A 24,402-nucleotide genomic window follows, 5' to 3' on the forward strand; every position below is an offset into this window, starting at 1 on the left:
TCGCTTCGCGCTCCGCGCTCTCTGCAATTAGCCAGTCGCCAGTAGGGTCGTTCATATCACTCGTCGCGCTCATGCCGTCCATCTAGCAAAACCCGTATCAGGGCGCGCAGCATTTTTCCAATGTCCGTCGCAAGTTCCATCGACGTGGCCGTACGATCGCCGGTAATCATCCCTACCCTCACGGACAGGATCAGATGCGTCTCCAGTTCCTTCAAAGACCCTTGAGCAATCTTAAGATGATGGACATACGCGCCCGTCGAATCCCTTCCGTGTCCTTCGGCAATATTGGCTGCTATGGAAGCCGCCGATCGCCTGATCTGGGACACGAGCCCAAAAGCCTCTTCTCGAGGAAACACCTTCGTCAGGTCATAACACTCGACAGCAAGATCCATGGCCCGCTGCCAAACTCTCAAATCCCGATAGGAGTTGATCGTCGTGTCACTTCTCCTTCAAAACGACCGCCGATTGGCGACTGCCGATTTCCTAATCGCCTCACTTCGCCTTCTCATCCCCCGGCAACACATAATCCGTCCCCTCCCAGGGAGACAGAAAATCGAAATTGCGGAATTCCTGCTTGAGTTCGACCGGCTCGTAGACCACGCGCTTGGCTTCGTCGTTGTAGCGCACTTCGACATAGCCCGTCAGCGGGAAATCCTTGCGCAGCGGATAGCCCTCGAAACCGTAGTCGGTGAGGATGCGGCGGAGGTCCGGGTGGCCGGTGAAGAGGATGCCGTACATGTCGTAGGCTTCGCGCTCGAACCAGTCGGCGCCGGGGAAGACGCTGCAGATCGAGGGAACGGGCTCTTCTTCCGACGTTGCGACCTTGACGCGGATGCGCAGGTTCTGCTTCGGCGACAGGAAGTGGTAGACCACGTCGAAACGCTGCGCGCGCGCGGGGTAATCCACGCCGCAGACGTCGATGATGTTGATGAAGCCGCAACGGGCATCGTCGCGTAGGAAGGTCAGGAGTTCGACGATGTTCTCGCCGGTCGTCGTCAGCGTCAGGTCGCCGAACGCGATCGTCGCTTCGGCGAACAGGGCGCCTTTGGTTTCCCGAAGGTAGGTCGCGAGGCTGTTCAGAGCTTCACTCATTGCGTGTCCTTATCCGGATGACCATCGGGCCCAGGCCGCATGCGGCCATGAACCCTTTGATCGAAGACCCCGAGGGCCTAGCGTTCGATCGTGCCCGTGCGGCGGATCTTCTTCTGCAGCAGGAGCACGCCGTAAAGCAGCGCTTCTGCCGTGGGAGGACAGCCCGGCACGTAGATATCGACAGGCACGACGCGATCGCATCCGCGCACCACCGAGTAGGAATAATGATAGTAGCCGCCGCCATTGGCGCAGGAGCCCATCGAGATGACGTAACGCGGCTCCGGCATCTGGTCATAGACCTTGCGAAGTGCCGGCGCCATCTTGTTGGTCAGCGTGCCCGCGACGATCATCACGTCGGACTGGCGCGGCGAGGCGCGCGGCGCAAAGCCGAAGCGCTCGGCGTCGTAGCGCGGCATCGACATCTGCATCATTTCGACGGCGCAACAGGCCAGGCCGAACGTCATCCACATCAGCGAACCGGTACGGGCCCAGTTGATCAGCTCGTCGGTCGAGGTGACGAGAAAACCCTTGTCGGCGAGCTCATTGTTGATTTCGCCGAAAAACGGATCGTTCGCACCGACCGGCTTGCCGGTCGAGGGATCGATGATGCCCTTGGGGGCCTCAGCCACCATGGTGTTCGTGGTTGCTACTCCCATTCGAGTGCTCCCTTCTTCCATTCATAGATGAAGCCGATGGTCAGCACGCCGAGGAAGGCCATCATGGACCAGAAACCGAACCAGCCCATACCCTTGAACGCGACGGCCCAAGGGAACAGGAAGGCGACTTCCAGGTCGAAGATGATGAACAGGATCGACACGAGATAGAAGCGAATGTCGAACTTCATGCGCGCATCGTCGAACGCATTGAAGCCACACTCGTAGGCCGAAAGCTTTTCGTCGTCCGGCGCCTTGAAGGCGACCGCGAACGGCGCAGCAAGAAGCGCGAGGCCAATGACCAGCGAGATGCCGATGAAGATGGCGATCGGGATATAAGAGCCGAGAAGGTCTGTCATTATTTTGTCCCTGCCCGCGGCCGCGCCGGTGAGGCGCGATTGGCGTCTGCCTGCAGGCCGAAAAATGTTGCAACGCCAAAGTCGTTAGCGCAGCCCGCGCCATGGCGCAAGCCTCGCATCTTGTTTTCATCCGCTCGTCCAAGCGAATGAAGAATCTGCATATTCTGCGGTTCCATCCCAGCCGTACGGATCACATCCGAAGCAATACCAAGTTGCAACGTACATAGCCGTTTCAGCGGAAATTACCAGTCTCAGGGAACCCTTGAAGGGTGGAAGGGCAAAATGTCGCGGCCCTCTTTCGAGGACCGCTGATCGACATTTTCATTTTACTGTGAAAGTAAAATGGCGCGAGTGACGGGGCTCGAACCCGCGACCTCCGGCGTGACAGGCCGGCACTCTAACCAACTGAGCTACACCCGCGCATTGTTTGGAAAACCGTTCTTTTCAGTCCGTCTTCCGTGACCGTTCAGCGTTGCGCCGTTCGATGAGCGGCTGTTTACGGGGGGTTTCGGGGAGTGTCAAGCGCGTTCAAATACAAAATCATGACAAACTTGAATTTATTGTCGGCAGCCGTCCGGTGTCCGCTCGTCTTCCCCTTCCCAACCCCCTGCAAATCAGGGCTTGGCGGCGAAAAACCTCTCGTTTTCCGCGTCTTAGAAAAAGATGCGGCTTTTCCACAAGGCGGGTCTGTCTCCGTAACGACCGGCAGAGAGATGCGAAAACCGGCGCTTCAACATGATGAAAACCCTCAGAATCCTTGAAAATAAACGCATCGGGACCAAGCCGGCAAAAAAGTTCGAAAAACCGCACCTGCGGCCTTGCGGTTTCCAGCAGTTCCGAATACATCACGCCCACCAACACGGCGGGCGATTAGCTCAGTTGGTAGAGCGCCTCGTTTACACCGAGGATGTCGGCGGTTCGAGTCCGTCATCGCCCACCATTCTCTCCCCCGCCTTGGTTTTACCGTACCTTATAGTGTCGTCGTGTGCACCCAATCGGGACACGGCCCGCGAATGCGCGCATCAGGCACCTCCTTCTTCTCTGTGGCTCCCGTCAAGGGAAGGAACGACGCGCGTGCGCGCGCCGGTCTTGTCGCGTCACACCGCCGTATAGGCGGCACTGAGCAGGGTTTGCGTGTAGGCCTGTCGAGGCGCCGCGAACAACGTTTCCGTCTCCCCCTCCTCCACGATCTCTCCGTCCTTCATCACGATGACGTAGTCGGCCATAGCCTTGATGACGGCAAGGTCGTGGCTGATGAAGACGTAGGAAAGCCCTTGGGCATCCTGAAGGCTCCGCAGGAGATCGATGACCTGTCCTTGCACCGAGCGATCGAGCGCCGAGGTCGGCTCATCGAGAATGACGAGGCGAGGTTTGAGAATCATCGCCCGGGCGATGGCTATGCGCTGTCGCTGGCCGCCGGAGAATTCGTGCGGATAGCGGTTGCGCGCCTGGGGATCGAGACCGACCTCCTTCAGCGCTTCGATGGCCCGCTTGTCGCGATCGGCACGACTTAATTCCGGCTCGTGGACGTAGAGACCTTCGGTAATGATCTCTCCGACCGTCTGGCGCGGCGAGAGCGAGCCGAAGGGGTCCTGGAACACCAGCTGCATCTCGCGCCGGAGCGGACGCATCGCTTTCCGGTCGAAGCCGGAAATATCCTGTCCGTCGAAGCGAATGATGCCGGAGGCGGGAACGAGCTGCAGCAGCGCCCGCCCGAGCGTCGACTTTCCCGAACCCGATTCACCGACGACGCCGATGGTCTGCCCCTCCCGCAGGCGAATGCTGACCTTGTCCACGGCGCGGAAGGTGCCGGAGCGCTTGGAGAACAGGCCGCCGCCCGTCGCGTAATCGACGGAGACGCGCTGTCCGTCGAGAAGGATGGGTGCAGATGTCGGAACCGGCGGCTTCTCGCCACGCGGCTCGGCGTCCAGCAGCATCTTCGTGTAGTCGGCCTGCGGACGCTCGAAGATATCCGTCGTCAGCCCCTGCTCCACCACCTCGCCCCGCCGCATCACGACGACCCGATCGGCGACATGGCGCACCACGCCGAGATCATGGGTGATGAGAACCACCGCCATACCGAATCGCGTCTGCAGCGACCGGAGGAGATCGAGAATCTGTGCCTGGATCGTCACGTCGAGGGCGGTCGTCGGCTCGTCGGCAATCAGGATGTCGGGATCGTTGGCGAGCGCCATCGCGATCATGGCGCGCTGGCGCTGGCCGCCGGAGAGTTCGTGCGGATAGCTGTCGATGCGCCGCCGCGGGTCGGGAATGCCGACGAGTTCGAGCAATTCGAGAACGCGGGTTCGCGCCTGCCGGAAGCTGCCGCCGCGGTGGTGGACGATCGGTTCGCAGATCTGGCGGCCGATGGTGTAGAGCGGATCGAGCGAACTCATCGGCTCCTGAAAGATCATGGTGATCTTCGCGCCACGCACCGCGTTCAGCGCCTTCACCGGCAGGCCGATCAGGTCCTGCCGGCGATAGGTCGCCCTGCCCGTTACACGGCCGTTTGCCGCCAGCAGCCCCATGATGCCCATCATCGTCTGGCTCTTGCCGGAGCCGCTCTCGCCGACGACGGCGAGCGTTTCGCCGGCGCGCACGTGGAGATCGATCCCCTTGACCGCCTCGACCGGCCCGTCCGGCGTATCGAACGTCACCTTGAGATCGCGAACGTCGAGAATGATGTCTTTTGGTTCCGGCATGTCAGCGGTCCCTCGGATCGAGTGCGTCGCGCAGGCCATCGCCCACGAAGTTCAGCGAGAACAGCGTGAGGACGAAGAAGATGGCGGGGAAGATGAGCAGCCAGGGCGCCGACTGGATGTTGTTCGCCCCTTCCGAGATCAGCGCACCCCAGCTGGTCAGCGGTGCCTGCACGCCAAGGCCGAGGAAGGAGAGGAAGCTTTCGAGCAGGATCACCTTGGGCACGACGACGGTAACGAAGACGACGACCGGGCCGATGGTGTTGGGCACCACGTGTCGGCGGATGATCTGCCAGTCGGTGAGCCCCAATGCCTGAGCGGCCGCCACGAACTCCCGGCGCTTCAGCGCCAGCGTCTGGCCGCGCACGATTCGCGCCATATCCAGCCACTCCACCGCGCCGATGACGAGGAAGATGAGAATGAAGGAGCGACCGAAGAAGACCACGAGCACGACGACGAGAAACACGAAGGGCAGCGAATAGAGAATCTCGACGAACCGCATCATGATATTGTCGACCCGGCCGCCGAGATAACCCGAGGTCGCGCCGTATAGGACGCCGATGCCGAGCGAGACGAGGCTGGCGAGCAGGCCGACGGCAAGCGAGATCTGGCCGCCCAGCATGACGCGCGCGACAAGGTCGCGGCCGTTCGAATCGGTGCCGAACAGGAAATATTCGCGTGACACGCGGCCCTCGACCACGATCGTCCGGCCGTCATCGCGCGTTTCCGTCACCTTGGTGTCGTCGAACTCGTTGGCGCGGTCGATATAGCGGGTTGTGCGGGGATCGATGGTCGCGTCGGAGGTGAAGGTAGCCGTGAACGTCTGCCCCTCGACCTTGAAGGCCTGAAGCGTGACGCGCGCCCGCGTCGCTGCTGATGAGATCGCGCCCTGCAGGCTGTCGGCACCGGGCCGCGGTTCGAGGCTCGGCGGCACGGAGACGTAGGAGGGAAACACCTGATCGTAGCTGTGGCTGATGAACAGCGGCCCTAGGAACGAGAACAGCGCGACCAGTACCAGCACGACGCTGCCGGCCATGGCCGCACGGTTGCGCCGGAAGCGCATTGCGGCAAGCTGGAACAGGCTGCGGCTGGCCGCTTCCGGCAGAACCGCCGGCATTTGGGCAAGATCACTCATGACGAACCCTCGGATCGAGCAGGCCGTAGAGAATATCGACCACAAGGTTGAAGACGATGACGAAGACCGCGATCAGCACGACCGTGCCCATGACCAGCGTGTAATCGCGGTTGATGGCGCCAAGCACGAAGAAGCGGCCGACGCCGGGAATGGTGAACAGTGTCTCGATGACGGCCGATCCGGTGAGAAGGGCTGCGGCGCAGGGCGCGAGGTAGGAGACGACCGGCAGCATGGCGGCCCGCATCGCATGCGTCACCACCACCGTTCGCGCCGGCAGGCCATAGGCGCGTGCGGTGCGGATATGGTCCGTATGCAGCGCCTCGATCATCGCGCCGCGCGTCAGACGCGCGAACACTGCCAGCTGCGGCAGCGCGAGCGCGATCATCGGCAGGATGAGAAACCGCAGCGAGCCATCGCCCCAGCCGCCGGCCGGCAGCCAGGACAGGGTGACGGCGAAGACCAGCGTCAGCACAGGGCCGACGACGAAGTTCGGCACCGTGACGCCCACCGTCGACAGCGTCATGATGGCGACGTCAATAAAGCTGTTCTGACGCAGGGCCGCGAATGTGCCGGCGGCAACACCGCCCACCAGCGCCACGCCCAGCGCCCAGAGGCCGAGCTCGATCGAATAGGGCAGCCCCATGCCGATCAGCTGATCGACCGTATTGTCGCGGTAGATATAGCTCGGACCGAAATCGCCGCGCACGACGTTACCGAGATAGCGCAGATATTGCTGCCACAGCGGCAGATCCAGCCCATAGGCCTTGTTGAGATTGGCCATGGTCTGCGGCGAGAGCGGGCGTTCGAGGTTGAACGGGCCGCCGGGGGCAAACCGCATGAGGAAGAACGAGATCGTGACGACGATGAAAAGGGTCGGCACGGCGCTCGCCAAGCGGCGGAAAACGAAGGATAACATGGCCTTCTCCGATGGGAGGCGGTGTTGTGGTGGGTGGAGAACACGCGACGAGCCACCTCTATTGAAGCTCTCCGCTAAGCCACGCCCTCTCTGGCCTGCCGGGCATCTCCCCCACAAGGGGGGAAAAGATCCTGGGCTGAACTCCCTTTCCCTCAGGAGACGTTCCATCGTGAAGAGGCGAGCGTACCACGAGTCTTCTCCCCCCTTGTGGGGGAGATGGCCGGCAGGCCAGAGAGGGTCTTTTCTTCCGGCCTGCCGCGCAATTACTCGGCAATGCTGAGGAATCGGCTCGGGTGTTCGTTATTGGCGTTGTCAACCCAGCCCTTGACCTTCTTGGAGACGAGCCACAGCTCGTTCTGGTAGAGGAGCGGCGCCACGGGCTGCTCCTTCATGAGGATCGTCTCGGCTTCATGCAGCAGCTTTGCGCGGGCCGCCGGGTCCTTTTCGTCGTTGGACTTCGCCATCAGCGCGTCGTAGTCGGCGTTGCTCCACTTGGCATAGTTGAAGGTGACGTTGCTCGTCGTGTTCATGGCAAGGAAGTTTTCCGGATCGCCGTAATCTGCCGTCCAGCCGGCACGGGCGACGGAGAACTTACCGCCTTCCTGCAGGTAGGCGTAGTGCGAGGAGACGTCGAGATTGACCATCGTCACCTTGGCGTTGAAGGCCGTCTTCCACATGTCGGCGACGGCGGTCGCCACGCGCTCGTGGTTGGGGTTGGTGTTGTAGCGAATCTCGATGTCGAGCGGCTTGCCGCCCTCGCCGTATCCTGCCTCTTTCAAGAGCGCCAAGGCGTCATCCTCGCGGTCGAGCTGGCTTTTCGTCGCGAAGTCGGCAACCGATGGCGCACCGTAATCCGGGAGGCAGGGGGGAACGAAGCCATAGGCCGGCTGCTGCGAGCCGCTGTAGATTTCCTTGGCGAGGAAGTCGCGATCGATGCCCATGGAGAGCGCGCGGCGCACGCGGACGTCGTCCATCGGCGCGGTGCGTGTGTCGAACACATAGTAATAGGTGGCGAGCGCCGGCGAGATATGCACCTCGTCGCCGACCAGGGTCTTCAGCCGCTCGATCTGATCGGCGGAGAAATTGTAGTTCACATGCAGTTCACCGGCCTCGTAGCGACGCACGGCAGCGGCCTGGTCCTCGAGCGGGTAGAAAACGACTTTGTCGAGTTTGATGTTGGCGGCGTCCCAGTGTTGCTCGTTCTTGGTCAGTGTCAGGTGGTCGTTGGCGACGTGCTCTGTCAGCTTGAAGCCGCCGTTCGACACCATGATCCCCGGCTTGACGAAGTCCGTGCCGTTCTTCTCGAAACTCGCCTTGGAAACCGGCAGCGCCGTCTGGTGGGCGAGGAGTTCCAGGAAATAAGGCGTCGCGCGTTCGAGCGTGATCTCCAGCGTCTTCGCGTCGATGGCTTTCACGCCCAACTGGTCGAGTGCCAGGCCGCTCTTGTTGATCTTCTCGGCATTCTTGATCGGGTAGAGGATATTGGCATAGCCGGCCGCTGTCTTCGGATCCTCGATGCGCGACAGCGAGAACACGAAGTCTTCCGCCGTCACCGGCGATCCGTCCGACCATTTGCCGTTCTCACGCAGCTTGAAGGTGTAAACCGTCCCGTCGTCCGAAACCGTCCAGCTTTCGGCCGCACCCGGCACGATCTCGCCCTTGGCATCATGTGTCGTCAGGCCCTCGTAGAGGTCCTTGAGGATGAACGCCTCGATGTTGATCGACGTATGGGCCTGGTCGAGCGTCTGCGGTTCGCCGGCATTGCCACGGTTCAGCACGGCCTCGGCAAGCGCAGGGCTTGCGCCGAGCAGCAGCGAGCCGATCAGGGCAGCGCGTCGGAGGTGTCGTGTCACGGCAGTCAGGGGTGCGGTCATCGGTGATCTCCTTGCCCGTTTGCGCCATCAGGCTGGCGCCAAAGCGACAACAAAGGCGAAAAAATGCATAAAGGCAACCCTCTTCCGGCGCGCGATCCCCATGGACGAGGGAAGCGAAATCTGCGGGTTACAGTCCGAGCGGTTGCAGGATCGTCTTCATGAAAGATACCCTCATCGTCTCCATGCCCTGCGCGTAGAGCCGCACGAAGGCACGCTGCACCTTACGTCAAAGGCAATCTCTGACCTGGCACGTGATAAGACGAACGGATCTCGCTTTGTGCAAAGACAGAAATGCGACAGCTGGTGGTTGCTGCCGCATTTCTTCTGGTCTTCCATCATCCTTGAAAGGTCGTGCTGACGACGTTGTGGGCAAACGCCGTCCGACGATGCTCACACCGATAGCGGCGGTGCGTCGTTTTCATCGGGATTGGGATTCGGCGTTTCGTCGGGCAGCCGGTCCGGTTCCGGTTCGGTAATCGGCGGCATGGGCGTGGGGATCGGCGGATTACCGGGGTTTGGCGTCGAGATGGGGTCGGGCACATTGGACATGATGTCTCCTGTCAAAAACGGGTTTCACAGCCGGTTGGACTGGCTATCTGTGGATTTCGGCCTGCCGCATCGGCATGCTGTCGATTTCGGCGAAAAGCACATCGGGATCGACCACATCATCGAAGCGGCTTTTCACATGGCCGTCTTTACCGACCAGCACGACGGCAAAGGTGCCGGGCGCGCAGCCCAGTTCCTTGCGCAATGTGTGAGCCTGCGGCACGACGTCCGAGCCGAACTCTGGACGAACGTCGTTGCCGTCCACGGTAAAAATTGCCAGATCGCGCTGGCGAAGCGCATCCCTGTCCATCATTAGGGCGCGAAGCTGGCTGTCCGACTTTGTGCCAGCAGGGTCGGAGAAGATCACGAGCACGCGCTTTTCCCACTGCAGATCATGCAGATTGCCGGACGTCTCCTCTGGATGGGGGCCGACGCCGAAGATTTCGGTCATCAGGGATTTCAGCATGGTCGTCTCCTTTGCGTTCGCGTTTCAGTCGAAGGACGCCCCGCGAGCGCCGAGCAGTTCGCGCGCCAGCTGACGGATCGCTTCCTCCGCAACGTCGCGGTGCCAGCCTGATGCCTCAGCTTGTTTAATCAGTTCCTGAAGTTCGCTCGGGATTTCAGCACCGGCGGCTGAACCCATGCTCACTTCGCCGCTCGTCGTCACCGCCTGGAAGGCATCGCCAAGTGTTGCCTTGCAAGCCTCGACGTCCCTGTTGCCCTCCATCGTTCCGTGCCCGAATGTCCTCGGTTCCACATTGCTGCTCATGACGTTCGTCCTCCCGCGCGCATGGGCGCACCGCGCGCGCCTGCGTTACATCAGCAACACGCGGATCGACACGATTGTTCCAGATGGCACCCGGATGGCGCCAAGAGTTGTCACGACAGCATCTTGCCAGATGACGCCGGATTGCTATTTCGTCATACCAATGAGACGAGCGTCGGTGCCGCCGCCGTCTCACCGAAAGACGGACGGACAAACGGTGGTGGGAATGGCCGAGAACAATCGGGCCGAAGGGGCTGGGGCCATAAGCGCTGCAGACGCGTCACAAGATGCATTCGCCTTCCTGGGAAAAGGCGGTGAAATCCGTCAATTGATCCGCAACTTCGACTGGAGTGCCACGCCGCTCGGACGCGTTGAAACGTGGCCCGGCAGTCTTCGCACCGCGACCGCCCTCCTTCTCCAGTCCCCGGTGCCGATCGTCATGCTCTGGGGCGAGCATGGCATCATGATCTATAACGACGCCTATTCCGGCTTTGCCGGCACGCGCCATCCACAGCTTCTCGGCTCCCGGGTACGGGAAGGCTGGGCCGAGATCGCCGAATTCAACGACAATGTGATGAAGGTCGGGCTTTCAGGGGGAACGCTCGCCTATCGCGATCAGGAACTGACGCTGCATCGGCGCGGCGTGCCGGAACAGGTCTGGATGAACCTCGATTATTCACCCGTGCTCGACGAGACGGGCACGCCGGCGGGCGTCATCGCCATCGTGGTGGAAACGACGCGGGAGGTTCTGGCGCGCCAGCGGATCGCCCGCGAGCACGAGCGGCTGCTCCAACTCTTCGCCCAAGCGCCGACCTTCATGGCCATGCTGCGGGGCGAGAACCACGTGTTCGAGCTGGTCAACCCGAACTACCAGGCGCTGATCGGCAACCGGGACGTGATCGGCAAGCCGGTCAGCGAAGCGCTGCCGGAGCTTGCCGATCAGGGTTTTGGCGATCTCCTCGATGAGGCTTATCGCTCCGGCGAGCCTGTCAGTCGCTGGTCTGAGCGCCTCATTCTTGTCCGCTCACTGGCAACGGGACCGGAGGAGCGCTTCGTGGATTTCGTCTATCAACCCATCACGGCCGATAGCGGCGAGGTTACGCATATCTTCGTGCAGGGATCCGACGTGACCGAGCGGGTGATTGCCGAGCATCGGCAGCGTCTGCTGGTCAACGAACTCAATCACCGTGTGAAGAACACGCTCGCCTCCGTGCAGGCAATCACGTCGCAGACTCTTCGCGGCGCCATGTCGCTGAAAGAGGCATCCGATTCGATCAATGGCCGCATTCTCGCGCTCTCGCGCGCCCACAACATGCTGACCGCGCAGAACTGGACCGGTGCCGATCTCAACGAGGTGCTGGAGACAGCGCTTTCGACACATGACGATCCGGACCGTCCCCAGCTCGACGTAACCTCCCCACCCTTGCGGCTGGAGCCGCATGCAGCGCTTTCTCTGGCGCTGGCGCTCTACGAGCTCGCCATCAACGCGGCCAAGTTCGGCGCCCTATCCCGCACGGAGGGTCGCGTAGAGATCATTTGCGAGACGGTCGTGGTGGACGACCGGGACGTCTTTCGGATGACCTGGCGCGAGATCGGCGGACCGCCGGTGCACGCGCCGCAGCGGCGCGGTTTCGGATCCCATCTCCTCGAGCGCGCCCTGCCTGCCGAGCTTTCCGGGCAGGTGCGCATCCACCATAGGCCGGATGGCCTCGTCTTCGAACTGGCCGCTCCGCTCTCCGCCATCCGCGAAGGCGTCGGCCTTGGATAAGCTTGCCGGAAAACGCGTGCTGATCGTGGAGGACGAGATGCTGGTCGCGCTCCTCATCGAGGACTTCATCCTCCAGCTCGGCTGCGAGATCGCCGGAATGGCCATGCGGCTGGAACCGGCCCTCGACCTTGCCCGCACGATCGATATCGATGTGGCCATCCTCGACATCAACCTTGCGGGAAAACCGTCCTTCCCCGTCGCCAAGATGCTGCAAGGGCGCGGCATACCGTTCGTTTTTGCCAGTGGATACGGCGCGGCGGGCCTCGATGGCTCCGGCATTTCGGCGCCGGTCCTGCAAAAACCGTTCGATGTCGGCGATGTCAGGCGCCTGCTGACGGCGGCACTCTGACGCCCTTCCTGCGCATTTGCAATGTCACGAAACGGTCATTTCCGCGTCATCGCCGTCACGTAGTATCTTTCAGAACGCTTCGGAAAATTCATCGGCTCTATGATGATTGATAGGCCAGTTCTGGGAATCGCCAAGGACGATCTGTCCTGTACAATCGCATGCCAGTCAAACCCGTGGAGATCATCATGCCCACAAGGGATTTCGGTCTTGTTGCCGACAGACGCCCGGACGCTCGGCATGCCCCTCGCGGCGGGCATGCGCTGGAGCGCGTCTTCGAGGACCATTGCACGGCCGGCGCCGAAACGGGCGACGTCGCGGCGGCGCGCAGAATTCACGTCTTCCAGTGCGGCATGATCAGCGAAGCCGCGCTACAGGACCTCCTGCAGGATAGCGACCGCCGCAAACAGCAGCGATAAAATGACATGCGGCCCGACGATAGGCGCGGGCCGCGTCCTCCTCAGGTATCGACCTTTTCCTTTTCCCGCTTCGGCGCAGCGCGCTTCGGCTCTTCTGGAGCTGGCGGCGAATACGGCGTTTCGCCCTTCGGAGTCGGTGCCAGCAGGTTCTTCAGCGACGACAGGCGATCCTTCAGCAGCGGGCGGAACCGCGTTGCGCGGTAGGGCATGTCGGCAGCGCCGTAGCCTTCCGGGCCGTCATCATTGCCACGGTTGATTTCCTCCAGCTTCACGCCGATGAACTCGCCGTCGATGTAATGGCTATACGGGCCGACCCAGCGGATCGTGTAGATCTCGCCCTTGCGGATCAGCTGGTCGATCGAGACGTTCTTGAACTTGTCGTCGATACAGACGACCTTCTGGCCGACATGGAAATTGTTCATCGCTGCCTCCGGCCCGAATGGCCACTCGAATGAGAAAAGCCCGCCACGCAAGCGTGCTCCGGTTTCCCCTTTGCCGTCTCCGCCTCGTCGCCAATGCCGTGAGCGATAGCGTCGAAGCGGGAATATCGTCCACGGCAGCCATGGAGATGAATGCCGGCACGGTGCATCCCTATAGGGCCTGATGCCATCCGCCCGCAAGTCCGGCGCTGGACGGGACCGGCCGCCGGCGTCCGTATGTCCTCAAAGCCGGTGCAACACCACATCGAGGCAGGCCCTGCTGGCGATCTCGCAGAGGTGTTCGTGATGGGTCAGGTAGATGACCTGGCCGACACCCGCCATATCCGCCATCAGACGGAAGGCGTGGAAGGCGCGGGCGTCGTCGAAGGTCTCCATGATATCGTCGGCGATGAAGGGCAAGGCCTCGCGCTGGGCGCTGATCTCGTGGAAGCCGGCCATGCGCAGCGCAAGGTAAAGCTGGAAGCGCGTGCCTTTCGACAGGTCCTTCGCAAGCTTCGTCGCGCCCGAAGCGGAGCGGACCAAAAGGAACTCCGCCCCTTTCTCCATCTCGGTCGAAAGCCCCTCATATTCCCCACCGCTGATGGTGGCGAAGGCCGTGGACGCCCGCTGCATCATCGCGCTGCGATGGCGCTCCCGGTAGAGGCGCAGGGCCATGTCGGCGGCGAGCAGGCCGGAGCGCAGCCGGAGATAGGCGAGCGCCTGTTCCTCGATATCGGCAAGCACCGTGCGCCGGCGCTCCTCGATATGGGCGGCCGCGTCGTCGCCTGCGGCCTTCTCCAGCCCGCGCTCGGCGTCGCGCAGTTCGGCATGGCGGTCCTGCACCATTCGGTCGGCCTCGTCGTGGCGCGCTGCCAGTTCGGCCGCCTCTTGGCGAAGTCCATCCTCGTCCAGCGCGACGAGAACCATCTCGGCCTCCTCCGCTGTGCCGACGCGTAGTCGTGCGGCAAGGTCGGCCTCGGTTTCCGCGATGCGTTCGCGCAGCCGCGTCCGGGTCTTTGCCGTCTCCAGGTGGGCTGCGACATCGCCGAGTTCCGTGCAGCCGAAGAAGGCGAGCATATCGCGTTTGCCGGCCTCGTGCCGCTCTCGGGCCTCGGCCAGTGCCTGCGCCTCGCGTTCGCGCTCCTCCAGTTCCTGCGACAGACGGTCGAACAACGTCTCCACATGCTCGGCGCTCGCGACCCGCTGTTGCAGGGCTGTGAAGATCGCCAGCGGATCGTCGCCCATTGTCAGATCCAGCTGCGCGCAGCAGCTGGCGATGACGGTTGCGAACGCGGTCTGATCGCGGCCCATAGCCTGGATACGGTGGTCGAAATCGCTGCGGCGCTGCACGAGACGATCGATCTCGGCAAGCACCGCCAGCGTCGGCATCACTTCGGCCGGGCCCGGCACTGCGCCGTCAGGCGCAAGCCAGAGGCCAGCGAGGCACTCCCTCCAACTGTCCGCCCATGCCGCCATCGCGGCATCGGCCGCATCCGCATCAACACGCCGCGATGCGAGCGCCGCTTCCATCCGCTTCAGGTTTTCCAGAAGCGTGCGCCCCTCGGCCGCCTCGGCCTGCGCTGCCGTCAACACGCGCTCGCCAAAGGCCAGTGCGGTCTCGAAATCGTGCGGCAGCGAGGTCCCATCCCCGAACGCTGCGGCCAGCCGGCCCATGGCACGCACCTCGTCGGCATCCGCCTGGGCGAGTTTCTGGCGCATGGCACGCAAGGCGGCGCGCGTTTCCAGCGCCTTCAGCCGGCGTTGCAGCCAGTCCTCCAGCCGCGCCAGCGACAGGTCTGCCGGGAGATTGCAGGCCGCCGCCGCTGTGGCAATGGCGGCATCGAGCGTGCTGCGCTCCGTGAGCAGTTCCGTGCGTTGCTGGTCGTACGCCGTTTGTCGCGCCTTCAGGTCGGCGATCGTCACCGCCAGAGCGCGGCTGCGGGCGATGTGTTCGGTCTGGGTCAGCCGCAGGGCGCTCGCCTGGTCGTCCTTGTCGAGCGCGCTTGCGAAGTGGTCGGCCGTGTCCGGCGTCAGCGTATCCCGATGCGCTCGCCAGGCTGCATCGCGCGCAAGGCGCAGCGCCCCAACCCGCGCATCATCGGCAAACTCCGCCTGCACCAGCAGCGTATCGCGCTCGGCTTGTGCGGTGGCCAATTGCAGCGCGATCTCCGCGCGGCGCTCGTCGAGCCGGCGCAGGCGCTCGCTCGACGTCTCGGTCTTGAACGACCAGTCGGCCAGATCGCCGTCCACCGGGACAGGCGCGAGCGCGAGGCTCTCGGCATCGTGTCGGCCCGGCAGGGCTGCCAGCTGGTCGGCCAGAAGATCCTCCAGCCGAGCCAGCTCCTCGCGCGCCGCCTTCTGCCGCAGCGGAAAATCCTCGCGTCGCAGAGCGCGCAGCAGGTCGGACAGCGCCTGCGGATCGCCCGTCGTCGACATCGCAGGGGCTTGATCTGCCGTCTTATCGCCAAGCGTCTCGGCACGCTCCAGCGCCTCGCGATGGGCGGCCTCGGTCGATGCACGCTCCCGACGGGCCGCTTCCTGCCGCTCGGTCAGGCGTGCATGCGTCTCGGCGAGCGCTCGCAGCTTGCCGATGGTCGCTGCCGGAATGAGCAGCGCCGCGGGGTCCTCATCAGCCGTCCTGCCGAGTTGCAACAGCCGCGCGGCGAGATCGGCGGAAACCGCCGCCCTCTCCTGCGTGCGGGAGGGCATGTCCTGCGCTGCCGTCCGGTAGCGGGCTTCCAGCCCCGAGCTTTCCAGTTGATGCAGGTCGGCGCGCAGCGCGAGCACGGCCTCGTCGCGCGCAAGCAGGTCGCGCTCCTGCGTGCGGCGGGCGATGTCCGCCGCGATCTGCGTCAGGCGCGTGCCGATTTCGGTTTCCGCCCGCATCAACTCGGGCAACATCTGGTGCCAGACAGAAGGCGGGTCCGGCAGGTCGCTCAGCGTCGCCAGCTCGCTGCGCAGCGCCCGCAGCCGCAGAAGGAGCGGCAGGCCGTCTAGCTTCGCCTTCGCCCCGTCCCACTGGACGCGCAGCCCGGCGCGGGCGGCAAGCGCCGCTGCGTGCCGCTCCGTCGCCAGATCCCGCGTCTTGCGCAGCGCCGTGTATTCGCGCTGGCTGACATCAATGGCGGCGCGCTCGTCCTTCAGCGCATCCAGCTCGGCCTTCAACTCCGCCAGCCGGTGTTTCCGCGCCTGCGGGCGATAGAAGGCATCCGTGCGGCCCTTGAGGTCGGCCATGACACCGGTCAGGTCCGGCAGGCCCGAACTGGCCGAAAACAGCAGAGACCCAAGCTCGCCTTCGCTCCGAAGGATGCTCTCGCCGCCCTTTTCGATGCTGTCGTCGTCGAGCGAGAACATCAGCTGGTAGGTGGCGCGGTCCACCGTGCCGAAGGCGTTGGCCAGCAGCCCTTCCGGCAGCGGCTGATCGTTGACGTCGATCAGCGTGTTCTGCTGGCGCTTGACGCGGAACAGGGACTGGCTGCGACCACCCGTTACAACCGTCGCGCCGATGCGCATCGCGGGGTACGGATGCAGGAAATTATAGGTGCTGCGGCCCTCGATGCCGAAGAACAGGTCTAGAACGGCGGAGAACAGCGTCGATTTGCCCGCCTCGTTCGGGCCGTAGACCAGATGCAGATCCGGCTTGCCCGGCCGGGCCGTGCCGAAATCGAGCTGCTTGCCGGTGAATTTGCCGTAACGGACGAGATCGAGTGCGGAAAGACGCATCAGTGACCTCCCTCGCCGGCCCGCACATGCGCGAGCACCTCGTCGCTGCCGTCGCGGGCGATATCGGCCAGAAGCGCTGCAACGGTCGCCTCGTCCGTTCCGAAGGTTTCCCGCAGCTCGCGCGGCAGCTGGCCCAGAAGCTCTGCCATCAGATCGGCCGCCTGCTGGCGGAACCCGTGCGAGGCGAGCACATCGCTATGGATCAGCGCCGAGAGTTCGGCGGCGGGATCGAGACCGGGGTCCGGCCCCGCGACCGTCTCCGGCGCATGGCAGTCGATCTCGATCTTCTCCACCCAACAGCCCGGCAAGGCATTGGCAAGGCCCGTCACCTCATCCATCAGAAAGGTCGGATCGCGCTTGAGGCGGAAGGCGAGCGGCGTGGCGCCTGTCAGGTGCAGGCGCAGGATCAACTGTTCGGCGCCGGCCGCCGCCACGCGGCGCGCGAGATCGTCGCTGATGCGGGCCAGAAGCTCGCGCCATTCCGTAGTGCCTGTGAGGTCGATCGTCGCCCGCTCGAACACGGCGCCGCCGATCCGGCGCTCGGCATGGTGGATCTCCCCGGCGGCCTCGATGGTCACCAGCGTCACGCTCTTCGCGCCCGCTTCGTTGATATCCCTGCCCTGCGGCATGCCGGGCATGACGATCAGCGGCGCTTCGCTGTGCACGAGGCGATGATGGACATGGCCAAGCGCCCAGTAATCGAAGCCATGTGCGGCAAGCTCCGCCACGCTGCAGGGCGCGTAGAGATCGTGCCCCGGCGCGCCGGCAAGGCTCGTATGCAGCATGCCGATATTGATGCTGTCTGCCTGCGGACCCGGGAAGGACGGTAGGAGACTGTCCGGCGCGTGCGGCTGGTCAAAGCCGATGCCGTGAATGTAGACGGCGCGGCCATCCGGCAGCGTCGCCGCTTTTACCGATTTCGTGCGGTTGGAGAACACATGCACGTTGTCCGGAAAGGTCAGCTCGCGGCGGATGACTGACTGGTTGTCGTGATTGCCGCGAATGACGAAGACGCGCACCCCGGCGGCCTCCAGCCGGCGCATCTCGCTCATCAGGAACAGCGCCGTGTTCATCGAGGTCTGCGACCCGTCATAGAGATCGCCCGCGATCAGCAGCGCATCGACCGCCTCCGCGATACAAAGATCGACGATGGCCGTCAGCGCGGCACGGGTCGCGCCGCGGACATGCTCGGCGAGCTCGCCGTTGCGAAGCGCTAGACTGCGGAGAGGAGAATCGAGGTGAAGGTCTGCGGTGTGAACGAAGCGGAAAGCCATGCCCGACCATGGGCCCGCCGATACATCGACGTCAATCGTTTCGGCCTGGGCGGCCCCGTCTTTCCACGGCGTCGTGCAGCTATGACAGGGTCAACGCGGAACCGACCAAGCGAGCCCTGTCCCAATGTCTGTGGCGCTTCCGACACCGCCGCCGGGTTTCGAGCGACCTGCCTTGACATCCCCGTGAAGGGATTTGACATGGGCCCTCAGAACGTCCATCTCCAATCTATGAAAACGACCTTCGACGTCTCCGACAAGCTGTTCGAGCTCTATCACCGCGTTCATCGGCTCATCAACCAGTCGATGACGGAAGAAGGCGTGTCGCTGGCCCGCAGCAAATTCCTATTCTTCCTGAACAAGCTCGGCCCCTGCCGCTCGACGGATATAGCCTGTGCACTCAATTTCGCACCGCGCACCGTCACCGAGGCGATCGACGGGCTGGAGCGCGACAAGCTCGTGGCGCGTCAGCCGGACCCCGAGGATCGCCGTGCGAAGATCGTTTCGATCACCGATGTCGGGCGCATCGCGCTGGAGGCTGCCGAGCACCCGCGCAAGCAGCTGATCGAGGAAATCTTCTCGGCGCTCGATGACGAACAGCTCGACCAGTTGCATGAGATCGTCAGCAAGCTTGTCCGCCGCACCGACGAGATCCGCGAGCGGCGCGAGCAGGAAGAGGCCGTCCGGCCGGCAGCGGCCGCAGAAGCCTGAGAGCAGCCGACAGGCATCCTATCTCACCGGCCCTGAATCCGAAGACTGGCCCTTGGAAGTCGGACCTGCTGCACGCAGGCCCGACGTCGTAGACCCCGGCGTTGCCGGGACACCTCTCGTTACATCGCGTCGATCTTGCCGATGCTCCAGAACATCGTCTCGCCCGAGCTGTCGTCCACGCCGTCATTGTCGGTGACGACGAAGCCGGTGCCGGTTTCATCGACCGCGAAGCCCTCGACCTTGTCGAGAACATAGCCGTTCAGCGTCTTCAGGTCCGGAAGCAGATCGCGGAACTCTTCCTTGGCGACGACGGGCAGCGCGCCACCGAGCTTGGCGGGCTTCAGCTCGGTCAGCGCCACGCGATAGATCTTCTTTAGCTTGGCCGCCTGGCCGACGAGGTTGTCGCGCTCGATGACATAGGCATAGTCGCCGTGAACGGTGATCTCGGAGAGGCCGACCCAGCCCTCACCCTTCTTTTCCAGCGGATAGCGCACGGCGCCCCATTCCTCGGACTTCGGCTTGTAGGAGACGAGCTTGACGAAGCCCTTCTCGTCGTCCTTCCATTCGCGCTGCACGGCCATCCACAGAGTCGTGTCGTCGCCCTTACCCGTCACCGTGATGCCCTCGAAGCCGAAGCGGGTCTCGCCCGCGCGCAGAACTTCCGGCAGTGCGATCTCCTTCTTGATTTGGCCCTTGGCATTCACCTGATAAAGCGCGTGCGGCACCAGCTTGTCGGAATTGCCTTCGGAGGCGAGCCAGAAGCCATCGCCTGTCGCGACGATCCCCTCGATATCGAGCTTCTGCGCCGGGGCGCCATCGCGGGTGACTGTCAGGGCGTCGGTGATCTCAGCCGGGCTCTTGGTGGTGTCGATGGTGAAGATGCGCGGTTCGGCGCCATAGACCGAGTCGCTGACCGCATAGAGCTTGCCGGGCTGGCCTGGAACAACCGATAGGCCCGACAGGGCGCCGAAGCCGATCGGTACGCCGTCCTTCTCCACGGAGCGGATCTGCGGATAGGCCGGCTTGCCCTCCTTGCGCTCGTAGATCATCACATGCGAGCGCGCCGCACCGTCCTCGACCAGATCGGCCTCGTTGGCGGTCACCAGCAGATTGCGAGCGGGAATTGCGACGCCGCCTTCCGGCGAGATACCCGAGGGCAGAAGCTGCAGCAGTTGCGGCTCGGCACCCGTATCCTTGTAGACGCCAACGAGCGAGGCGCGCTCGGCCAGCACGAAGAACAGCCGGTCTTGCCCGAACGTCGCAGCTTCCAGACCCTCCGGCTCGATGCCCTTGGCAGCAGAGCGCTTCTCGGGATAGTGCCCGATGGCGGCGGCGGCATGTTCGAAGCTTGCACCGGCCTCGTAGAGCACCTTGCCGCTGGTGTCGAAGATGGTGAAGCTGCGCGAGCCGCCCTTCCAGTCGCCCTCGTTCGCCACGACCAGTCGCTCGTCATCCAGCCACTTCACGGCGTCCGGTTCCCGGGGTACGCCCTTCAGCGATCCGGTGAAGGAAAGCTTGCCGTCGCGCTTGGTGTCGACCTTGTCGAGATCCACCGTTCCGGCCGAGAAATGCGAGACGACCGCGCCCGAGCGGCCGTCGAGAATGACGATATGGTTGTTCTCCTGCAGGGTCAGCGCGATCTGATCCTTGCCGTTGAAGGACACGAATTCCGGTTCCGGATCGTCTCCCCCGACAGCAGCGAGACCCGTCAGTGAGACGTGGCGGATCGTGGCGCAGTCCGGCACGCCGTCGTTGAGCTTTACGATGACGAGGTCGCCGGCCGGCATCTGCGGCAGCGCTCCATCGTTCACCTTCTCGTCGCGCTCGTTCTCGATGGCGATAGCCGCGTGCGTCCGATCCTTGTTGACTGCGACCGAATCGGGCTGGCCGCCGAGTTCGCAACTCGACGTGACCGTACGGCCCGCGATATCGACGGCGGCGAGCATGCCCGACGGGTTGGCGCGGTCGGGGCTCGTGTTGACGGCGACGAGTGCCTTGGTGCCGGCCACCGTGACCGATGTCGGCTCACCGTCGAAGGAGACGATGCCACCGGCCTTAGGCGCCGCGGCATCCGTGATGTCGATGAAGCCGATCGCCTTCAGCGGGCTGTCGGAATAGATCAGCGTGTTGCCGTCATCCGTCGCGGTGACGATCTCGGCCGACGTCACGGTCTTGCGGTCGATGGCTGCCGGCAGATTGTCCGCGACGGCGAAGGACGAGATGCGGTTGAAGACAGGCTCGGCAGAAGCACTGCCAGCAGCCGAGGTCGCAAGCAGGGCCGCGAGTGCGGCGGTGACGGATACGGTTTTCATGAGACATCCCCTCGGCGTTCAAACGGCAGTTCGGGCCGCGTGGCCGCTTGCATCGACGCGCGCGGCACAATTAAGGAGTTTGTGAAGCGCCCGCATGACAGAGGAATGACAGAGACGAAAAAGGCCCGGGAAAACCCGGGCCTGAAGGTGAGGAGCGCGGCGTGAGCCGTCCCCTCTTGCGCCGCAGCGCTTTATGGTGATCGAGCAGCCAGTCGGCATCCCCAAAAGGGATGCGCGGCGCTCGGCCGTGACTATGGCAAGGCGAAGCGAGCCGCTTCGTCCGGATATGCCTTAGGAGTTCACAGCGTCCTTGAGGCCCTTGCCGGCCGCAAACTTCGGAACGTTGCGAGCAGGGATATCGACTTCCGCGCCGGTGGAGGGGTTGCGGCCCTTGGAGGCTTCGCGGCGGCTCACGGTGAAATTGCCGAAGCCGACGAGGCGAACGTCGCCGCCGTTCTTCAGTTCACCCTGGATCACGTCGAACAATGCTTCGACAGACGTAGCTGCCTCTTTATTCGTGATGCCGGCCTTTTCGGCAACAGCCGATACGAGCTCATTCTTGTTCATGTTTCCACCCTTTCAACTTGGTCCGAAACGACTTGTTTTCGGGCGGCCGCGCCATCGTCGCAGCGGTCGCCTTGGCAACCCAATCGCGCCGAATGCCCGGAAATGCAAGGCTTTGCGGTGCATTTTACGAAAAAAGACCGGCTCAAGGGCCGGTCTTCCACTGTTTAAGCGATGAACAACGGTGCGAGGACACCCTCATCAGGCCCGAGAATCAGTCCCGCCGCCTGTTGACGCGTCTCCGGGAAAGCGGTGTTACCGCCCTCCCGGAAGGCCTGATCAATGGGCGAAGCCCGTCGTCGTTTCGTCCGTATCGGCCGCGACTTTCACCGGCGTGACGTTCTTTGACGGATCCCATTCGATGGCTTCCGGCATGCGGACCAGAGCGTGCTTCAGAACATCGCCGACCATCGACACCGGGATGATCTCCATGTTGTTCTTCACATTGTCCGGAATCTCCGCCAGATCCTTGGCGTTTTCTTCCGGAATAAGCACCTTCTTGATCCCGCCGCGGAGCGCCGCGAGCAGTTTTTCCTTCAGACCGCCGATGGGCAGAACCCGGCCGCGCAGGGTGATTTCACCCGTCATGGCCACATTCTTGTCGACCGGAATGCCCGTCATGATCGAGACGATGGCCGTTGCCATCGCCACGCCGGCCGACGGACCGTCCTTCGGGGTCGCCCCTTCGGGAACGTGGACGTGGATGTCGCTCGTGTCGAAACGCGGCGGCTCGATGCCGAAGTCGATGGCACGCGAGCGGACATAGGAGGCCGCCGCCGAAATCGATTCCTTCATCACGTCCTTCAGGTTACCCGTCACCGTCATGCGGCCCTTGCCGGGCATCATCACGCCTTCAATCGTCAGCAGTTCGCCGCCGACCTCGGTCCAGGCCAGACCCGTGACCACGCCCACCTGGTCCGTGCGCTCGGCTTCGCCATGGCGGAAGCGCGGAACGCCCAGATAGTCGTTGATGTTCTCGGCCGTCACCTGGATGCTGGTGGCCTTGCCCTTGAGGATTTCGGTGACCGCCTTGCGGGCGAGCTTCATCAGCTCGCGCTCGAAGGAGCGGACGCCCGCCTCGCGGGTGTAGGTCTGGATCACCGCCATCAGCGCACCGTCCGTCACCGAGAATTCGGCGGGCTTCAGGGCGTGGTCGGCGATGGCCTTCGGCAGCAGGTGCCGCTTGGCGATCTCCAGCTTTTCCTCTTCCGTGTAGCCGGCGATACGGATGACTTCCATGCGGTCCATCAGAGGCGCCGGAATGTTCAGCGTGTTCGCCGTCGTGATGAACATCACGTTCGAGAGGTCGTATTCGACCTCCAGATAGTGGTCCATGAACGTTGCGTTCTGTTCCGGATCGAGCACCTCGAGCAGGGCCGACGACGGATCACCGCGGAAATCCTGGCCCATCTTGTCGATTTCATCGAGCAGGAAGAGCGGGTTGGACTTCTTCGCCTTCTTCATCGACTGGATGACCTTGCCGGGCATCGAACCGATATAGGTGCGGCGATGGCCGCGGATCTCGGCCTCGTCACGAACGCCGCCCAGTGCCATGCGGATGTATTCGCGGCCAGTGGCCTTGGCGATCGAGCGGGCGAGCGAGGTCTTGCCGACGCCCGGAGGACCGACGAGGCACAGGATCGGACCCTTGATCTTCTGCGAACGCGCCTGAACGGCCAGATATTCGACGATGCGTTCCTTGACCTTGTCGAGGCCGAAGTGATCGAGCTCAAGCACCTTTTCGGCGGCATTGAGGTCAGTCTTGACCTTCGACTTCTTGTTCCACGGAATGCCCGTCAGCCAGTCCAGATAGTTGCGCACGACAGTGGCTTCCGCCGACATCGGGCTCATCTGGCGCAGCTTCTTCATCTCGGCGTCGGCTTTTTCCCGCGCTTCCTTGGAGAGCTTGGCCTTGTTGATCTTGTCTTCCAGTTCGGCCATCTCGTCGCGGCCTTCCTCGCCGTCGCCGAGCTCCTTCTGGATCGCCTTCATCTGTTCGTTCAGATAGTATTCGCGCTGGGTCTTCTCCATCTGGCGCTTCACGCGCGAGCGGATGCGCTTCTCGACCTGGAGAACCGAGATCTCGCCTTCCATGAAGCCGAGCGCCTTTTCCAGACGTCCCTTCACGCTCGTCGTTTCCAGCATTTCCTGCTTTTCGACGATCTTGATGGAAAGGTGCGACGCGACGGTATCGGCCAGCTTCGAGTAGTCCTCGATCTGGCTGGCGGCACCGACGACCTCGGGCGAAATCTTCTTGTTGAGCTTCACGTAGCTCTCGAACTCGGAAACGACCGAACGCGACAGCGCCTCGATCTCGACCGGGTCCTCGGCAGGCTCTGCCAGCGGATGCGCCATCGCCTCGTAGAATTCCTCACGGCGCGTATAGCCGTCGATTTCCGCGCGCGAACGACCTTCGACCAGCACCTTCACGGTGCCGTCGGGCAGCTTCAGCAGTTGCAGAACGTTGGCGATGGTGCCGATCTGGTAGATCGCAGAGGGCTCCGGATCGTCGTCGCCGGCGTTGATCTGGGTCGCAAGCATGATCTGCTTATCGGTACCCATGACCTCTTCCAAGGCACGGATCGACTTTTCGCGACCCACGAAGAGGGGCACGATCATATGGGGGAACACCACGATGTCACGCAGGGGAAGGACTGGGAAGGTCCCGCTCTCGGCTGCCGGAGACGTTTTGTTCGTCATGTCATTTCCTTTCCGTCCCGTTTCCGGGAGCGTTACCCGAAGCACGTCAAGGGTGCTTCCGGTCATCACTTTTTCCACTGTCAGAAGTGGAGGTTGCGAGACCCGTTTTCAACCCTTCGACGGCCTGAC

22 protein-coding genes and 2 tRNA genes are annotated in these 24,402 nt (G+C 63.2%); 6 read left to right on the top strand and 18 right to left on the bottom strand.

The annotated features are described in order from the left end of the window. Positions 1 to 56 precede the first annotated feature (56 nt). From C8J33_RS06135 to C8J33_RS06155, 5 genes are all read right to left on the bottom strand, one after another. A complete protein-coding gene (locus tag C8J33_RS06135) occupies positions 57 to 431 on the bottom strand; it encodes a four helix bundle protein (protein WP_281024616.1) in 375 nt (124 codons plus the stop codon). Positions 432 to 492: 61 nt separating this feature from the next. After that, the gene (locus tag C8J33_RS06140) at positions 493 to 1,092 is read right to left on the bottom strand and encodes an NADH-quinone oxidoreductase subunit C (protein ID WP_110799552.1); all 600 of its coding nucleotides are present in this window, start codon (positions 1,090 to 1,092) and stop codon (positions 493 to 495) included. Positions 1,093 to 1,169: 77 nt separating this feature from the next. Continuing rightward, positions 1,170 to 1,748, bottom strand: coding sequence for a NuoB/complex I 20 kDa subunit family protein (locus tag C8J33_RS06145; RefSeq protein WP_110726339.1), 579 nt, complete (start codon positions 1,746 to 1,748; stop codon positions 1,170 to 1,172). Continuing rightward, a complete protein-coding gene (locus tag C8J33_RS06150; RefSeq protein WP_062468417.1) occupies positions 1,739 to 2,104 on the bottom strand; it encodes an NADH-quinone oxidoreductase subunit A in 366 nt (121 codons plus the stop codon). The genes C8J33_RS06145 and C8J33_RS06150 overlap by 10 nt, the downstream gene beginning before the upstream one ends. Positions 2,105 to 2,447: 343 nt before the next feature. Next, a tRNA-Asp gene (locus C8J33_RS06155) sits at positions 2,448 to 2,524 on the bottom strand. Positions 2,525 to 2,968: 444 nt separating this feature from the next. Between C8J33_RS06155 and C8J33_RS06160 the strand changes: the two genes are divergently transcribed. Continuing rightward, positions 2,969 to 3,044: transfer RNA gene (locus tag C8J33_RS06160), tRNA-Val, on the top strand. Positions 3,045 to 3,201: 157 nt separating this feature from the next. Here the strand turns inward: C8J33_RS06160 and C8J33_RS06165 are convergent. From C8J33_RS06165 to C8J33_RS06190, 7 genes are all read right to left on the bottom strand, one after another. After that, on the bottom strand, positions 3,202 to 4,806 hold the full coding sequence (locus C8J33_RS06165; RefSeq protein ID WP_132663452.1) for an ABC transporter ATP-binding protein: 1,605 nt from the start codon (positions 4,804 to 4,806) through the stop codon (positions 3,202 to 3,204). 1 nt (position 4,807) lies between these two features. After that, positions 4,808 to 5,938 carry an ABC transporter permease gene (locus C8J33_RS06170; protein ID WP_132663453.1) on the bottom strand — a complete coding sequence of 377 codons (1,131 nt, stop codon included), beginning with the start codon at positions 5,936 to 5,938 and terminating at the stop codon, positions 4,808 to 4,810. Beyond that, positions 5,931 to 6,854, bottom strand: coding sequence for an oligopeptide ABC transporter permease OppB (oppB, locus tag C8J33_RS06175; protein WP_110799555.1), 924 nt, complete (start codon positions 6,852 to 6,854; stop codon positions 5,931 to 5,933). Before oppB ends, C8J33_RS06170 begins: the two co-directional genes overlap by 8 nt. Positions 6,855 to 7,117: 263 nt before the next feature. Then, entirely contained in the window at positions 7,118 to 8,728 is a 1,611-nt protein-coding gene (locus C8J33_RS06180) for a peptide ABC transporter substrate-binding protein (RefSeq protein ID WP_132663454.1), read from the bottom strand. 390 nt (positions 8,729 to 9,118) lie between these two features. Further along, complete coding sequence (locus tag C8J33_RS26965; RefSeq protein ID WP_165906705.1) at positions 9,119 to 9,277, bottom strand: hypothetical protein; 159 nt, start codon at positions 9,275 to 9,277, stop codon at positions 9,119 to 9,121. 43 nt (positions 9,278 to 9,320) lie between these two features. After that, positions 9,321 to 9,740 carry a DUF4174 domain-containing protein gene (locus tag C8J33_RS06185; protein ID WP_110799558.1) on the bottom strand — a complete coding sequence of 140 codons (420 nt, stop codon included), beginning with the start codon at positions 9,738 to 9,740 and terminating at the stop codon, positions 9,321 to 9,323. A gap of 24 nt (positions 9,741 to 9,764) precedes the next feature. Further along, entirely contained in the window at positions 9,765 to 10,043 is a 279-nt protein-coding gene (locus tag C8J33_RS06190; RefSeq protein ID WP_110799559.1) for a hypothetical protein, read from the bottom strand. A gap of 325 nt (positions 10,044 to 10,368) precedes the next feature. Here C8J33_RS06190 and C8J33_RS26970 point away from each other — a divergent pair, with 325 nt between their 5' ends. The 3 genes from C8J33_RS26970 to C8J33_RS06205 all read left to right on the top strand — a co-directional run bounded on the left by C8J33_RS26970 (position 10,369) and on the right by C8J33_RS06205 (position 12,573). Next, a complete protein-coding gene (locus tag C8J33_RS26970) occupies positions 10,369 to 11,808 on the top strand; it encodes an HWE histidine kinase domain-containing protein (RefSeq protein ID WP_245507070.1) in 1,440 nt (479 codons plus the stop codon). Further along, on the top strand, positions 11,801 to 12,157 hold the full coding sequence (locus C8J33_RS06200; protein ID WP_132663455.1) for a response regulator: 357 nt from the start codon (positions 11,801 to 11,803) through the stop codon (positions 12,155 to 12,157). The genes C8J33_RS26970 and C8J33_RS06200 overlap by 8 nt, the downstream gene beginning before the upstream one ends. A 185-nt stretch (positions 12,158 to 12,342) precedes the next feature. Next, positions 12,343 to 12,573, top strand: coding sequence for a hypothetical protein (locus C8J33_RS06205; RefSeq protein WP_132447033.1), 231 nt, complete (start codon positions 12,343 to 12,345; stop codon positions 12,571 to 12,573). Positions 12,574 to 12,614: 41 nt separating this feature from the next. Here C8J33_RS06205 and C8J33_RS06210 read toward each other — a convergent pair whose 3' ends face one another. Beyond that, entirely contained in the window at positions 12,615 to 12,995 is a 381-nt protein-coding gene (locus C8J33_RS06210) for a CAP-Gly domain protein (RefSeq protein ID WP_092933249.1), read from the bottom strand. A gap of 29 nt (positions 12,996 to 13,024) precedes the next feature. On the opposite strand from C8J33_RS06210, the gene C8J33_RS26975 reads away from it, so the two are divergent. After that, positions 13,025 to 13,177, top strand: a complete 153-nt coding sequence (locus C8J33_RS26975) for a hypothetical protein (RefSeq protein ID WP_165929744.1) — start codon at positions 13,025 to 13,027, stop codon at positions 13,175 to 13,177. Positions 13,178 to 13,235: 58 nt separating this feature from the next. On the opposite strand, the gene C8J33_RS06215 is transcribed toward C8J33_RS26975, so the two are convergent. After that, positions 13,236 to 16,715 carry an AAA family ATPase gene (locus C8J33_RS06215; RefSeq protein ID WP_132663456.1) on the bottom strand — a complete coding sequence of 1,160 codons (3,480 nt, stop codon included), beginning with the start codon at positions 16,713 to 16,715 and terminating at the stop codon, positions 13,236 to 13,238. Next, entirely contained in the window at positions 16,715 to 17,989 is a 1,275-nt protein-coding gene (locus C8J33_RS06220; protein ID WP_132663457.1) for a metallophosphoesterase family protein, read from the bottom strand. The genes C8J33_RS06215 and C8J33_RS06220 overlap by 1 nt, the downstream gene beginning before the upstream one ends. Before the next feature lie 228 nt (positions 17,990 to 18,217). Here C8J33_RS06220 and C8J33_RS06225 point away from each other — a divergent pair, with 228 nt between their 5' ends. Beyond that, on the top strand, positions 18,218 to 18,697 hold the full coding sequence (locus tag C8J33_RS06225; RefSeq protein WP_110726351.1) for a MarR family winged helix-turn-helix transcriptional regulator: 480 nt from the start codon (positions 18,218 to 18,220) through the stop codon (positions 18,695 to 18,697). Positions 18,698 to 18,816: 119 nt separating this feature from the next. On the opposite strand, the gene C8J33_RS06230 is transcribed toward C8J33_RS06225, so the two are convergent. The 3 genes from C8J33_RS06230 to lon form a co-directional block, all read right to left on the bottom strand. Then, positions 18,817 to 21,009 carry an esterase-like activity of phytase family protein gene (locus C8J33_RS06230; RefSeq protein ID WP_132663458.1) on the bottom strand — a complete coding sequence of 731 codons (2,193 nt, stop codon included), beginning with the start codon at positions 21,007 to 21,009 and terminating at the stop codon, positions 18,817 to 18,819. A 291-nt stretch (positions 21,010 to 21,300) separates the two neighbouring features. Then, the gene (gene hupB, locus C8J33_RS06235) at positions 21,301 to 21,576 is read right to left on the bottom strand and encodes a DNA-binding protein HupB (RefSeq protein ID WP_110726353.1); all 276 of its coding nucleotides are present in this window, start codon (positions 21,574 to 21,576) and stop codon (positions 21,301 to 21,303) included. Positions 21,577 to 21,852: 276 nt separating this feature from the next. Then, positions 21,853 to 24,273 (bottom strand): endopeptidase La, encoded by a 2,421-nt coding sequence (gene lon / locus C8J33_RS06240; RefSeq protein ID WP_245507071.1) that lies wholly within the window; start codon positions 24,271 to 24,273, stop codon positions 21,853 to 21,855. Positions 24,274 to 24,402: the final 129 nt, after the last annotated feature.

It is taken from the genome of Rhizobium sp. PP-CC-3G-465, assembly GCF_004343445.1.
In the GTDB taxonomy this organism is placed as follows: Bacteria; Pseudomonadota; Alphaproteobacteria; order Rhizobiales; family Rhizobiaceae; genus Ferranicluibacter; species Ferranicluibacter rubi.